The sequence below is a fragment of the Streptomyces hokutonensis genome (assembly GCF_000376565.1).
Lineage (GTDB): Bacteria > Actinomycetota > Actinomycetes > Streptomycetales > Streptomycetaceae > Streptomyces > Streptomyces hokutonensis.
The window spans coordinates 39,274-51,098 of record NZ_BARG01000044.1; the positions used below are offsets into that span (position 1 = coordinate 39,274).

Consider the following 11,825-nt stretch of genomic DNA (forward strand, 5'->3'; position numbering starts at 1 on the left):
ACCGTCCTCGGCCATGGAGAACGTGTGGATCGAGCCGGGCGGCAGCGCAGATCCCGGCTACACCGACGAGCAGCTCAAACGCGCGAGAGCATTCGCGGAACAGGACGTCCAGGCGACGCGCGTGCAGCTTGCGGCGCGCTTCGGACTCGGTGACGTATGCGCCGAGATCGCCGAGCAGTCCAGCCTGGCGGTGAGCAGCGCCCTGGAACCGCTGGCACGCCAACTCGGCTATGCGGCCGACACACTTGAGCGATACCAACGTGTCACGGCGCTGGCGGGCGCGGAACTTCGTGAACGTCTCGCCACATCCTCCGTCCACGTGCCGTGGAAGTGCGTGGTCACAGCCTGCGTAACCGACCCGGCCGAGCGCGGGCGCCGTGTCGGACTGCTGCTCGGGAGGGTCGCCGGCGCCGAGCGGGCGGGATGGCCGACCGTGCTGGACGCCGGGGAGTACTGCCGGGCCCTGGGCCTGGCGGACGGAGCGTCCTTCGGTACGGAGACGCCGGGCGAGATCGTCGCCCAACTCGGCCGCGCAGGGGTGCGGGCGGCCGTCGTCGCCGAGTTGACCAAAACCCCGCAAGCCGTCATGTCCATTCTGCGGGAGCCCACCGTGCGTGAGGTTCTCCAGGACCAGGAGGTCGCCCGGTACGTGCGTGAGCAGATGCGCCCCGTGCCGGATCGGGACGAAGACCTGGTCAACGCGCTGATCGGCGACGACGAACGCGATCCGCGAGCCGACTGGACCATCCGCTACTTCGGCCTGGCCCACAAGTGCAGGGAAATCCTCCTGCTGGGTCCCGATGATTTCGCAGACGTCGACGACCCCGACGTATGGCAGTCCGTCGAATCCATCCGTGACTCGGTCGTCTCGTGGGCCGGCCGCGTCCTGGAGAAGCGCCCCCGCACGATCCGACTCCTCACCGGAAAGTAGAAACCCGTGCCCATCCCCAATGCCGCAGGCCGCTACCCCAACGCCGTACGCGACGTCCTCGACCGGGAGGCCCTCCGGTGCATCCATCAGGGCGGGAGCGAAACCGAGCAGCTCACCCGAATGCAAGGCGCCGTCCGGTCGAAGATCAACGTGCTCTCCGCGGAATACAGCCCGGTGTTCGACCGCGCGGTGAGATCGATGTGCACCACCTCGTTCAACAAAGTCTGCAAAGAACTCCGTATGGCCGCTCTGGCTGGTCCGGCCGGACCAGAGCAGGGAGGAACCGCAGTGCCGGGGCCGGGCTGCGGAACCGGAGCATCAGGCACTGACAGAGGTGCGGTGCCCGGCTCGCATGGTCTTGGATCCGACGACGAAAGGGTCGTGGCGAAGATCCTGATCGGTGAGGGCGGCGAGCTGACGGAGAAGACGGCTCAGCAGCTCGTGCTGGAAGACCTCGACCGCATCATGGAAGTCCTGCCTCCTCTTGCCGAGCGCGACTTCATGGAAGCCGACCGGCTTGAGCGTGCGGCCAAGGAATCCGCGCAGGGAGCCAAGGAACACAGGGCCCGCGGAAATCGCGTCCTCGCCCTGTTCAAGCGCTACGACCGGCTCGTCGTCGGCATCGACAGCATCCCTGGCATCTTCAACCTCGCCGACTACATCGCCGAGGTCGGAGCCCACGCCCTCGGCCTGGACGACGAAGACGCCGAGCTCCTCCGGTACGCGGGCGCCCTGTGACCGAGTCCACGTGGCACAAAGAGGTCAAAGCCTGGGGAGTGGCCACCGAGATCCCGCTCGGGAACCGCAGAGCGGACTGCCTGCTGCGCTGCGGTAAGCGGGCAGAGATCCAGGCCCATCCGCTTCCCCCGGTTGAAGTCGCCGGCCGGGAGGCCCACGCAGACCTGTGGATCCTCGACGGCCGAGCCGCACACGCGCGCAACCGCCTCCTGGTGTGGGGCGACCCGGAGTTCGGCACACTGTTCCGTTGGGACCGCGCCTGGCAGGGCTTCGCGGCGGCCAAGCGGCCCGCCTTCCTCAACACGGAACTGGACATCACCACGGGCTGCGGCACATTCCTGGAGGTGACGGGCTGGAACTTCGACGGATACCGCGCTCTGGGTTCCGGCAGGCTCCATACCGCAGCTGCCATGCGCTCTTGGATGCGCTACGACATTCCGCTCGCCTCGCGCCCGGTGGTGCCCGGGTGACGTGGGAGCCGTCATATGGACGGAAGGCAACGCGCTACCGCACCGTGGTGATCGAGCTGGACGGTCTCCTCCAGCAGGTGCCGGCCGAATACCACGCGACCAGTGGACTCGTGGACCGCATGCTGACTGCCAGGGCCTTCCACGCCGACTCGGCGTTCGGCGAATGCCCGGTTCCCGTGGCCATAACTCTGTACCGGCCCACTCCCGATGCCCACCCGGCACTGATCGTCGTGGATGAGCTGGCCGAGCGCTGGGCCATGGGGTTCAGCGTCTGGCACAACCAGTTCCGCTATCGCATCACCGGCTTCTACCCCGCCGGAGAATCGGCGCCCTGACCACATTTGCGCTTCGGCGAGTTGATGGCGCCGAAGCGTGACACGGCGAGCGCCCGCGGTACGCACCCCCTTCCTGAGGCAACTGGAAGGCCAGGCAGCTCAACGACCGATCGGCTACCAGGCGTGACAGGTGGCCGTGTATGGGCGATCCCGCAGCAGCGGGCGCATCGCAGTTGTCCTTTGCCATCCAATCGAGGCGCTTGACAGCGAACCTAGCCGTTTCGGCTTCTCTGACAGCGATCTAGCCGTGGGGGATGAGCACCGCCGAAATCAGTGGTCGCGCTCGTACACGGGCGCATAGCCTCTGGTTCGCCCAGCATGCGAAGGCCCTGATACAAGGAGGCAAGCATGGCCGCCGACAGCGCGACGACGTGGGATGAGCTGCTGGCCGGACCGTTCAACATCCACTCGGTCACGACCCACGACAACCTCCTCCTCGCTGCGATGCGGAACAGCTTCAACCTGACCGACGAGGCGTACCACCGGAGGATGCGCGCCGACCACCTCCACCTCAGCCGGGCCCTCGACAAGCTGGGCATCGCCTACAGCGGCCTTGCCAGGGCGCTCGTGCCCGATCACCGCCGCAAGGAGGTCGCCCTCCTTTTCGACTCCAAGCGCTCCAACGGCCTCTACGCCATAGACGTGGCGGAGGCGTGGGTCGCGGGTCTCCCCCGGCCAAATAAGAGCGTCCCGGTCAACTCGATCCTACGCGGCGACCTCCTTCGCATCCCCGCCGAAAAGGTGCAGGCGGCCATGGAGGAGACCGTCGTCTACCACCGGCCGTACAGAGTCACCTACTCGGAGCTGGTGTACTGCGTGTACGTCACCAACCTGTCCAAGGCACAGGCCGACACGCTTACCTCGACTGCTGCTGAGCACCCCGCCTGCTTCGGGTACGCCGACTGCACCGGCCGCAGCACCCTGAAGGCGTACCTCGGTCTGTCCCTTATGAACTCCGGCCTTCGCGTGGGCGACAGGATCCTGGAAGGCGTGTACGTCGACGAAGAGCCAAACAGCGCAGGGCTGCCATTTGAAGCACTCGGCTTCACGCCCACAGCAGTGATCGACATGCTGTTCCTGCCGTTCCTCGGCTACCGCATCAACAGCCACCTCACCGGCCAGAATCGCGAGGACAACCACGCCGCGCTCGCCACGCTCAGCCCTGACGCCGCGCGACTGGAGTCACCCGACATCTGGATGACCCCGGGCCGGTACGGGTACCTCCAAGACGGCAAGCACCGAGACTCCGTGGAGCAGGCCGGCCTGCTCCATCTGGATCAGCCCGCCTTGGAGGCCGCGGTCAGCAACTTGGTGGCGCAGGGGTACCTATACAACCTGCGCCTCGATAAGTACGGGAACCTGCTCTACACGGCGCTGGTCGACGTCGAAGTGGAGGACGGCCGATACCAGACCTTCACGATCGGACTCCGGTTCAACCCGGAGGACAAGCGCGTCGAGCTGACGACGTTCTTCTGACCATCGATCACATGCCCTAACGTCGCACTGTCTTCGACACGGTTTGCATGCTCTTACCTACGCAGCCAGAACGAGCAGACTCGTTGACATCCAAACCTGTCGACCCAGGTCAGCGAGCCGCACACGACTAACTTCGCTGTCGAAGGACAGCAGTTCGCCGGGGGCAGACAGGAAAGACCCGCGAAGGACTGGCCAAGGCGTGCGCCGGCATGTCAACGTAGATCACCTTCTGGGAAAACAGCAGGTCAGGAAGGTGATTGCTCGTGACCGTGGCTCCTGTGAGCCCCGGATTCTCCACTACCGTCGAGGCCCTGCGCCGGCGTGAGTGGCAGCTTGGTCCGGGCGAGCCCACGCTCGTCATGGACCAGTTCACCGCCGAGGACTTCCATCTGGTCGTGGACGACCGGGGGGACGTGCACGTCAGCTCGAAGGACGGCCGTTTCTACCTCGGCTGGTTTCCGCTCGGCCGCCCCGGGACCGACGGCGAGGGATGGAAGATCGCCGTCACCGGTACCGCGAAGGTGCGTGGGTACGGCATCTCCTTCGACGTGGAGACGCCAGCCATGGTCGTTGCCGCGGCCGTGGCGTGCGTTCTGGAGACCTCCCGGCGCGTATGACCCGGCGCCGTGAGCCGAGATCCTGCGGGGGAGGGCGCTCTCAGCTCACTGGCGTTCCACGGCCCACACCCCTTCCGCCATGTTCCCTCATCCAAGGAGGCTGTCCGTGTCCTGTCCGGAGATGACCGTCGGCGATCTCATCGACCACTTGTCCGCTTTCGATCGCAGTGCGCCGGTGCGCCAGGCGATGAACCCGTTCTCCCCGATGGAGCACCGCCTCATGCAGGTGGTGGCGGCCACGGACTGGACTGGACAGTTGGTCGTCTACCTCGCGGAGGGCCGGGACGCGGACACCCAGCTGGGCCATCTGCCGCCCGAGGTCGCCGTCCTGCTGGCCTGGCAGGGCTCCGTCCAGGCGCCCCCGCGCCGTCCCCGCCGTACCGCTCGCGGAGCGTAAAGCTCCCACAAGCCGTTGGAGGCGCCCCTGTATTCCGACTCCCCGTTCGACCGCTCCACCCCGAACAAGGCCCAGGGCGCGTACTGGGTCGGTCCCCGTCACCTGGCGGGTGACGACGGACGGCTCTACGACACCGTCGCAGACACGCTCACCGGCCTCGGCTGGACGAGCCTGACGATCCTGCGCGGACGGCGGGAGCCGGACGAGGCGCCCGAGGACCGGCAGGTCCTGCGCTCCACCGTCCTGCACCTCAGCCCGGACACCCTGCGCTGGGCCCAGTGGGTCCTCGCGGACGAGCCGTTCTACCTGGGGGAGCTGCCGGTCGCCTGGCATATATCCGCCCGAGCGGACACAGACAGCCCGCTCGCCCAGTGGTCCGCCTACTTCACCCCCGACGTCCCCGGGGAGGTCATCGTCGACTTCCTCTTCGCGCTCGATGCCCGCGATCTGCCCGCTGAGCACGGCGGTGGACCCGAGCCGGTCCTTGACGCTGTCACCGCGCACGGCTGGCTGCGTGACGTCGACCGGCCCGATGCAGCAGCGATGGACCCGACGTTCACCTCGTACATCACCCTCGGCGAGGTGCCGGCCCTCATCCAGGACGCCACCCCGCTCCCGCTGATAGCCGGTGTGGACGAGGCGGGCCCGGTCGGATGGCAGGCGTGGGCGGAGCCGGTGTTCGGCGCGCGCTGCCTGTGGGCGGCGACGTTCAGCAGCAGCGTGCCGTACGACCTCGTCGCCACGTTCGCCGGCTCCCTCAGCTCCTCCGCCCCGGTCCTGCGCCGCGTGCTGCCTGAGAGCACGCGGGACCGGCTTCTCCGCGCGCCGGCCAGCTGAGCACTATGTCTCCGCTCAGCTCCACCGGCGCGCGCATCCTCGACGGCAACGACAACGGCATCGTGTCCGGTCATGCCGCTGCGATGGCCCGATTGGAGGCCGACGGCCTGGTCGCGCGCCACGGCCCCGACGGCGGCACGCAGCGGATGACCGAGGCCGGCAGGGCGGCCCTGGACGAGTGGCGCCAGCGGAACCCCGACCGGACGGCTCAGCTCGTCCATTCGAGGGTCCCGACGAAACTGCCCGTCAAGCAGCACGAGGCGGTGCTGACCGCCGCGGCACGTCCCGACCAGCTCGTCGCCGGACGCGACGACCGGGTGTACGCGAAGGGGGAGCCCTGGTTCAACGAGCGCACGCTGGCCGCAGTCCACCGTGCCGGATACGCCGACAGCCACCCCGCGCCCTTCCACAGGGAGCCTTGTACCTGGGAGCAGACGGGCGGGCCCATGTACCTCACCGCAGCCGGCCGTGAGTACGCCCGGCTGCGCGGCAATATCGATGTCCACCGCCGCAAGGTGGTGATCATCGCGTGCGGGGCCGAGAAGCGGCCGGTGCCCGAGGAACGGCGCAACGGCTGGCCTGCCGGGAAGCTGTACACGGGCCAGTACCACCAGTCTTTGCGCCGGGCGGCCGACGCTCTGACCGACCAGGCACTCATTTTCGTCGCGTCTGCTCTCCACGGGCTCGTGCCGCTCGATCGCCCTTTGCACCCGTACGACGTGACGCTCGGGGACGAGAAGGCGATCACCGCGGAGAAGATGAGCGGCCACACCGCAGGGCTCGGCCTGTTCGACGCGGACGTCATCTTCCTCGGCGGACGCGACTACGCCGCTCTACTCGCCCCCTCGGTGCCCCATCTCCTGGCCCCGCTCGTCGGCGGAATGGGCGCACACCGAGGGCAGTGCAGGCAGGCCCGCCAGGACTCGGCCCTTCGCGATGCGTGGTGGAAGAGGGCCTCGGCCCTCCACGAGAAGCGCCTCGCCCGCTGACTTCGGGCCCGGGGCCGCCGAGATCCAGGAAGCGCTCTGCTCCCGCGTCGTGCACCAACTTGTCTTTCAGATAGGCCAGTTGGGCCAAGGGAACGTAGGAATGCCATGCCCTCGCCCGTCGGAGCGCCCAGTGACCTTTCTGACCGGCCGCACTTTCAGCAGGTAGACCTGCCCGCGCCGCTCGGTGTTCGTCGGCCGCGTCTCCACTGCGACGGCTCACGTCGTTGTTCAGCCTGGCTCTCGCTTGGACGTCAGATGTCCCCGCTGGTCAAAGCTCTAACTCGTTGACGCGCCGGGCCAATCAGGGGCGGCATCCCCTGAGGATCTCCAGCGCGTCGACGTGAGACGTCGCAGCCGGGTGCAGCACGACAGGTTGTCCCTGGTCGGCGGGATGCCCGCACAGGTGGCAGACGGGCGGGAGCGCGGCGAGGCGCGGCCGGTGGGGGTGGGGTGAGCTCACGCCGGGATCAACGGGCTGTCCGGCCGGGACGGCACGCCTGGACCGGGCATCGGGTCTCGCGAATCCCCGCCCCGGTACCGGCGGCGATCACTACAGTTGCGCCATGGCCTCTGACGACATGTCCGGAATGGACCGCAAACTGATGTGGGTCGAGTTTCCGTCCGGGACACGTCTTTCGCAGTCGCGCGCTTCCGAGGGGAACCGCGGACTCGTGTTCGACGACGACAACGCGCTCGTCACCCATGCCGACCTCTACCCGGCTGCCCACGCGATCAAGGTGATCGCGGCCGCAAGCCTTACGGTCGGCCTCGTGGTGGGCGCCGCCGCCGTGAAGGCCGCGCCGTACGTCAGGAGCGGGCTGAGCGGCCTCAAGTCGAAGCTGCACCGCAAGCCGACCTCGGACGAGGGGCCCGTGCTCGATGCCACGATCACGCTGGAGCGCACCGACGGGTCTCCGGCCCGGACGGCGAGGGGGTCTGTACGGACGGGCCCCGGTCTCGGTGAGGACCTGACCGCGTTCGCCGACACGGCAGCGTCGGACGAGGACTGACCGGCCCGCGGGCGGCAGGTCCCGTGCCGGTCACCAGGGCAGTGCGATTCCTTTGCCCGGGCCGCGGCTGAGGCTGCGGTCGAGGACGCCGAGCTGTTCCATCTGCCCGAGCTGGTACGCGATGCTGCTGGTACTGGCCAGCCCCACGCTCCGGCCGATCTCCCACACCGAGTGCGTCTCGCCGTCGTGCTCGGCGGCCCATTTCCTGATGCGCGTCAGGATGCGCCGCTGCTGCTCCGAGAGGAGCTCCTCGGTCGCCTCGGTCTCCCGGACCAGGTCGCGCAGCGCGACTCTGGCCGACGGCGAGCGCCCGGCCGCCGTCTACCAGAACGGGTGATTGGAGATCCGGTTGTCGAGTCGCTGCAACTGCTGGCGCAGCGCCGTGGTTTCGAGGGGTCGGCGCTCCAGGGCCGCGTATGTGCGGGTCCGCTGGCGCTGGGTCTGGATCAAATCGCGCGGAAACGTCGTGTGCTGCACCATGCGACGAGTGAAACACGTGTTCGAATTTGGAGGTCAGACCCACGACCGACGGGCCCGGCGGCGGTCACACGGGGGCGGGCTGGGCCAGGAGTGTGTCCATGAGGGTCTGGTAGCGCTCCAGGTCTTCGGCCCATCCGGGCGTGAGGAGATGCTGGACGACACTCATGACAACCGCGACCTCGCCGCCGACCCCGGGAACCGGGGCGTAGCCGACGCGGACCCACTGGTCCCACATCTCGTGCGCCATCAGGGTCCGCAGGATCTCGGGCTCGTTCACTGCGTGCGCCAGGAGCATGCTCAGAGCCATGGTCGCCTTGGTGCAGGCGAGTACCGCCGTGCGCAGCCGCTCACCGTCGGCCTCCTGGACGGCGCGGATCAGACCGGGCAGACCGCCCGCGAGGGGGGACTGTGCGAACAGGTCTTCACCGGCGAGGGCGGCCTCGCGCTGGGCGGCACGGATGTGCTCGATCATCTCCGGGTTGCCGGGTTTGGCGGCCTCCCACGCTTCCGCCATCTCGTCGAACCCGACGTCCTGGGCGCCGCCGATCATCAGCCGGACGCCCGGGCCCATCAGGGCCGGGTGGAAGATTTTGGACACCGACCCGGTCGGCGGAAGGTCGAATTCGGCGCCGGCCGCGCCGGCACGCAAGGTCCCGTCGAAGTCCCGGCGGGGGCTGCGCCGGTCCTTGAGCATCCGGGCCGCCATCTCCTGGCGGGCCTCGAACGCCTCGTCGGAATCGCCCTGGGGGATCTGGCCGAAGTCGATCCCGGCCCCCTTAAACGGTCGCTCGAAGGCATCGGCCACCGCCGCCCGCAGCCGTGCTGTGCTTTCGGGAGTGGCGTCGATCGCCCAGAAGGCCCATCCGAACCAACTGATCTTGCGACCGGTCTTGGAGATTCCCGCCAGGGCGGCGGCCCGGTGCACGATCTCGGGACGGAGCGCGCCCGTCTGGGGGTCGGTCCACTCCGCGGTCCGGGGCAGCCACAGTTGGGTACGCCAGCGTTCCAACTGGGTGGGACTGACAGTGAATCCGTACTCCCTGACGGCGGCGACCATCGCGAGTTCGAGGGCGGAGGGTTTCGTTCGGGCCATGGTCAGCTCCTGCGGTTCTGGTTGCCGTCTGCGAGGACGGTGTAGACGGTGGCCGCCGTTCCCAGCGCGCTCGCCCACGCCTCGCTCTGCGCGGCCAGAACCGCGGCGGCCACCGCCAGGATCAGCGCGGACAGAGGGGGCCGGTCGCCTCCTCTGGGCGCGAGCGGGTCGGGGTTCATCGGCTGGTTTCCTTCCCTGACGGCCTCCTGCCGGGCATCCCGGCAGGGCAGACGCGCACCTCCGGGACCCCGGGATCGGCCTGCACCCCTATCTCGCCACACCCCGCCCGGTGAAATGGGGGAAACCTCGCGGCGGGCCCGCTCTCCCGCACGGTCGGCGTCCGGACCACCCTCGCGGGCGGCGCCCTGGTGATCATGCTTGCCGCCGTCGTGCCGCTGCTGGTCCGTCAGGTCCGCGCCCTGGCCGGGGCCGGACAGTCCGCGCACGAGCCGGTTGTCACGGAGGGGTCCGGGCTGTCCGCGCGGGCGCCGAGGTAGAACGCGCGGGCCACTTCGAGCGCCCCGCCGAAATCGCGGAACGCGCGGTCGCGGGCCGCAGACGCAGCTCGTTCGAGGGAACCGCCTAAGGATTTGGCGAGTTCGGGCGTTGGGCGAGCTGCTCGATGTAGTGACGGACGTGGGGCGGCATCGGCTCTGGAAGAGCGTTGAGTGGGAACAGACGCAGGTCCTGGCCTTCGCCGAGTACCAGCTCGTTCTCCGCCCCCTCCCAGAGCGTGACGAACACGTGGGGTGGGGTCTTGTCCTTCTCGTACGCGGTGACCGCGACCTCCTCAATCACGTCCGGGACGATGCGAGTCTCCTCCCGCAGTTCGCGCAGGATCGTCTCGCGCGGCGTCTCTCCGGCCTCAGGCCCGCCGCCGGGCATCGACCAGTGCCCTGGCCATGCGATGTCGGGTTTGTCATCACGCAGTTGGAGGAGAACCTCCCGACGCGGGGTGGTGACGAACGCGAAGCATCCGCGGGCCTTTACCTGACGGTTCGGCATGTTGGCCCTTCCTCGTACGACGGCGTCCTGTCGGCGCCCGGCTGTGCACCGCGCTCGACCGTGGTCCGCACCATAGGAGTGTGAGGGACATGCGGCAGCCGGACGCCGAACCCTCGGTCCTGCCCCAACTGGCTGGGGCAGGACCGGGCGGGTGGGCAGGCTCCCGGTTCAGCGGCCCCGCGCCGTGCGTACGGCGCTGGATATGTGGGCGTCGACGAGGGCCAGTGCCCCAGAGACGATCACCAGGATCGTGCCTGTACGGACTGCTGTCTGCTTGACGATGGTGCGCTGTCCACCGGTGCTGTAGGTGAGCAGCTGGCTCCACTGCTCGTCCCCGAGGCGGGGCACCGGGATCTCCTGAACCTGTATGTCGATGAGCGTGCTGCCCGCCAGTACCTGGTAGCTCGGGCAGGACACCATGGCGTCGAAGATCCGGTCTGTGCCGGTGGACAGTTTCGCGGCGGTGTCGCTGTACAGCTCCTCGGTGATCTCCGAGTTGTTGCTGTTGGCGTAGACGAAGGCGGCCTTCGCGCGGTGGGGGAAGTCGAGCGATCCTCCGGTGACCGCGTCGCCACCCAGGTCGTTGAGGGCGGGGCAGCCCAGGACGGTCACGTCGTCGTGCTGGGCGGAGGCGCTTGCCGGCTTTGGGGTGTAGCCGCTGCCGAGATCCTGCTCGCCGAGCAGCCGGGTGGCCAGGGCGGCCGACGACAGCGGGGTGGCGGTCGCCGTGTCGGCGCCCGTCGGTGTCCCGGTGCGGGCGGAGGACGGGGTGGTCGGCTTCGGCTCGCTGGTGTCGGTGGAGCAGGCGTACAGGCCGAGGGCGGTGGCGGCGACGAGGCCGAGGGCGGTGGTGGTGACGCGAACGCGCATGCGGAACTGACCCCTTGGTGCTGGGCGACGGGTGGTCAGTACGGGCCCGCAGGCCCGGTGGGGTCGAAGGAGTGGGGGTCAGTGCCCGAGGTGGCGCAGGCAGTCCTCGAACGTGGCGTGCGTCGCGTCCGCCGGTCGGGCGTGCCGGTTGTACCAGGCGGTGTCGAGCCGCGTCTCGTGCTGCTGATGGCCGGCCCGGCAACGCAACCAGATCTGGTCGCGGGTCGAGAGGACGAGCCAGTCCCGGTATGCCCCGCAGGTCGCGCACGCGGCCATCTCGCCGTCGATGACGAGCGGCTGGGGCCAGGGCATCATCCGCCCGCCGAGCTGATCGTGGCTCGCAACCCGCAGATCCGGGGGAAGGAAGTCGTCCACCGCCGCGGCCGTCTCCTCCGCCGCGATCGCGGCCCGGATCCGTTCCGCCTCGGGCGGCACCCAGCTCTCCAGACCCGCCCACATCTGCTCGTGGACACGGCGCAATTCTTCGGTGTCCGCTCCGCGACGGCGGCGTATCCGCTCAAACAATCCGGTGTTCTCCTTCGTCTCGTCCAGCACCTGTCATGATCGTGCCCCACGT

Annotated in this window: 18 protein-coding genes; 11 read left to right on the top strand and 7 right to left on the bottom strand. The window is 68.8% G+C overall.

Annotation, left to right across the window (positions count from 1 at the left end; translation table 11 throughout):
• Positions 1–13: 13 nt before the first annotated feature.
• From SSP08S_RS26310 to SSP08S_RS26365, 10 genes are all read left to right on the top strand, one after another.
• Positions 14–931 (top strand): hypothetical protein, encoded by a 918-nt coding sequence (locus SSP08S_RS26310; RefSeq protein ID WP_019070625.1) that lies wholly within the window; start codon positions 14–16, stop codon positions 929–931.
• 6 nt (positions 932–937) lie between these two features.
• Positions 938–1,669: a hypothetical protein gene (locus SSP08S_RS61870; protein ID WP_158697208.1), complete on the top strand. Its 732-nt coding sequence runs from the start codon at positions 938–940 to the stop codon at positions 1,667–1,669.
• Positions 1,666–2,139 carry a hypothetical protein gene (locus tag SSP08S_RS26325; RefSeq protein ID WP_019070628.1) on the top strand — a complete coding sequence of 158 codons (474 nt, stop codon included), beginning with the start codon at positions 1,666–1,668 and terminating at the stop codon, positions 2,137–2,139. Before SSP08S_RS61870 ends, SSP08S_RS26325 begins: the two co-directional genes overlap by 4 nt.
• A gap of 47 nt (positions 2,140–2,186) precedes the next feature.
• The gene (locus SSP08S_RS26330) at positions 2,187–2,474 is read left to right on the top strand and encodes a hypothetical protein (protein WP_019070629.1); all 288 of its coding nucleotides are present in this window, start codon (positions 2,187–2,189) and stop codon (positions 2,472–2,474) included.
• A gap of 348 nt (positions 2,475–2,822) precedes the next feature.
• Positions 2,823–3,950 carry a hypothetical protein gene (locus tag SSP08S_RS26335; RefSeq protein WP_019070630.1) on the top strand — a complete coding sequence of 376 codons (1,128 nt, stop codon included), beginning with the start codon at positions 2,823–2,825 and terminating at the stop codon, positions 3,948–3,950.
• Between the two features lie 263 nt (positions 3,951–4,213).
• Positions 4,214–4,567, top strand: a complete 354-nt coding sequence (locus SSP08S_RS26340; protein ID WP_026178840.1) for an SPDY domain-containing protein — start codon at positions 4,214–4,216, stop codon at positions 4,565–4,567.
• 106 nt (positions 4,568–4,673) lie between these two features.
• Entirely contained in the window at positions 4,674–4,964 is a 291-nt protein-coding gene (locus tag SSP08S_RS26345) for a hypothetical protein (RefSeq protein WP_026178841.1), read from the top strand.
• A 15-nt stretch (positions 4,965–4,979) separates the two neighbouring features.
• Positions 4,980–5,801 (top strand): SPDY domain-containing protein, encoded by an 822-nt coding sequence (locus SSP08S_RS26350; protein WP_019070633.1) that lies wholly within the window; start codon positions 4,980–4,982, stop codon positions 5,799–5,801.
• 5 nt (positions 5,802–5,806) lie between these two features.
• Positions 5,807–6,790 (top strand): DUF6884 domain-containing protein, encoded by a 984-nt coding sequence (locus SSP08S_RS26355; RefSeq protein ID WP_019070634.1) that lies wholly within the window; start codon positions 5,807–5,809, stop codon positions 6,788–6,790.
• Positions 6,791–7,353: 563 nt separating this feature from the next.
• A complete protein-coding gene (locus tag SSP08S_RS26365; RefSeq protein WP_158697209.1) occupies positions 7,354–7,800 on the top strand; it encodes a hypothetical protein in 447 nt (148 codons plus the stop codon).
• A 30-nt stretch (positions 7,801–7,830) separates the two neighbouring features.
• Here SSP08S_RS26365 and SSP08S_RS55925 read toward each other — a convergent pair whose 3' ends face one another.
• From SSP08S_RS55925 to SSP08S_RS61875, 4 genes are all read right to left on the bottom strand, one after another.
• Positions 7,831–8,085 (bottom strand): LexA family protein, encoded by a 255-nt coding sequence (locus SSP08S_RS55925; RefSeq protein ID WP_369407101.1) that lies wholly within the window; start codon positions 8,083–8,085, stop codon positions 7,831–7,833.
• Positions 8,086–8,121: 36 nt separating this feature from the next.
• Positions 8,122–8,280, bottom strand: coding sequence for a DUF8825 domain-containing protein (locus SSP08S_RS62575; RefSeq protein WP_019070638.1), 159 nt, complete (start codon positions 8,278–8,280; stop codon positions 8,122–8,124).
• A gap of 64 nt (positions 8,281–8,344) precedes the next feature.
• Entirely contained in the window at positions 8,345–9,373 is a 1,029-nt protein-coding gene (locus SSP08S_RS26380) for a hypothetical protein (RefSeq protein WP_019070639.1), read from the bottom strand.
• Between the two features lie 2 nt (positions 9,374–9,375).
• Entirely contained in the window at positions 9,376–9,552 is a 177-nt protein-coding gene (locus SSP08S_RS61875) for a hypothetical protein (RefSeq protein WP_019070640.1), read from the bottom strand.
• Between the two features lie 195 nt (positions 9,553–9,747).
• Between SSP08S_RS61875 and SSP08S_RS64235 the strand changes: the two genes are divergently transcribed.
• The gene (locus tag SSP08S_RS64235) at positions 9,748–9,870 is read left to right on the top strand and encodes a hypothetical protein (protein WP_281176153.1); all 123 of its coding nucleotides are present in this window, start codon (positions 9,748–9,750) and stop codon (positions 9,868–9,870) included.
• Between the two features lie 85 nt (positions 9,871–9,955).
• On the opposite strand, the gene SSP08S_RS26395 is transcribed toward SSP08S_RS64235, so the two are convergent.
• From SSP08S_RS26395 to SSP08S_RS26405, 3 genes are all read right to left on the bottom strand, one after another.
• Complete coding sequence (locus tag SSP08S_RS26395; RefSeq protein WP_019070642.1) at positions 9,956–10,378, bottom strand: NUDIX domain-containing protein; 423 nt, start codon at positions 10,376–10,378, stop codon at positions 9,956–9,958.
• Between the two features lie 168 nt (positions 10,379–10,546).
• Positions 10,547–11,248 carry a hypothetical protein gene (locus tag SSP08S_RS26400; protein WP_019070643.1) on the bottom strand — a complete coding sequence of 234 codons (702 nt, stop codon included), beginning with the start codon at positions 11,246–11,248 and terminating at the stop codon, positions 10,547–10,549.
• A gap of 78 nt (positions 11,249–11,326) precedes the next feature.
• Complete coding sequence (locus tag SSP08S_RS26405) at positions 11,327–11,803, bottom strand: hypothetical protein (protein WP_019070644.1); 477 nt, start codon at positions 11,801–11,803, stop codon at positions 11,327–11,329.
• Between the last annotated feature and the right edge of the window lie 22 nt (positions 11,804–11,825).

Bases quoted from the DNA above. Each gene is read 5' to 3' on its own strand.
- SSP08S_RS26310 (WP_019070625.1), top strand. From the start codon at position 14: ATGGAGAACGTGTGGATCGAGCCGGGCGGCAGCGCAGATCCCGGCTAC.
- SSP08S_RS26335 (WP_019070630.1), top strand. From the start codon at position 2,823: ATGGCCGCCGACAGCGCGACGACGTGGGATGAGCTGCTGGCCGGACCG.
- SSP08S_RS26355 (WP_019070634.1), top strand. From the start codon at position 5,807: ATGTCTCCGCTCAGCTCCACCGGCGCGCGCATCCTCGACGGCAACGAC.
- SSP08S_RS26365 (WP_158697209.1), top strand. From the start codon at position 7,354: ATGGCCTCTGACGACATGTCCGGAATGGACCGCAAACTGATGTGGGTC.
- SSP08S_RS62575 (WP_019070638.1), bottom strand. From the start codon at position 8,280: ATGGTGCAGCACACGACGTTTCCGCGCGATTTGATCCAGACCCAGCGC.
- SSP08S_RS26380 (WP_019070639.1), bottom strand. From the start codon at position 9,373: ATGGCCCGAACGAAACCCTCCGCCCTCGAACTCGCGATGGTCGCCGCC.
- SSP08S_RS61875 (WP_019070640.1), bottom strand. From the start codon at position 9,552: ATGAACCCCGACCCGCTCGCGCCCAGAGGAGGCGACCGGCCCCCTCTG.
- SSP08S_RS64235 (WP_281176153.1), top strand. From the start codon at position 9,748: ATGCTTGCCGCCGTCGTGCCGCTGCTGGTCCGTCAGGTCCGCGCCCTG.
- SSP08S_RS26395 (WP_019070642.1), bottom strand. From the start codon at position 10,378: ATGCCGAACCGTCAGGTAAAGGCCCGCGGATGCTTCGCGTTCGTCACC.
- SSP08S_RS26400 (WP_019070643.1), bottom strand. From the start codon at position 11,248: ATGCGCGTTCGCGTCACCACCACCGCCCTCGGCCTCGTCGCCGCCACC.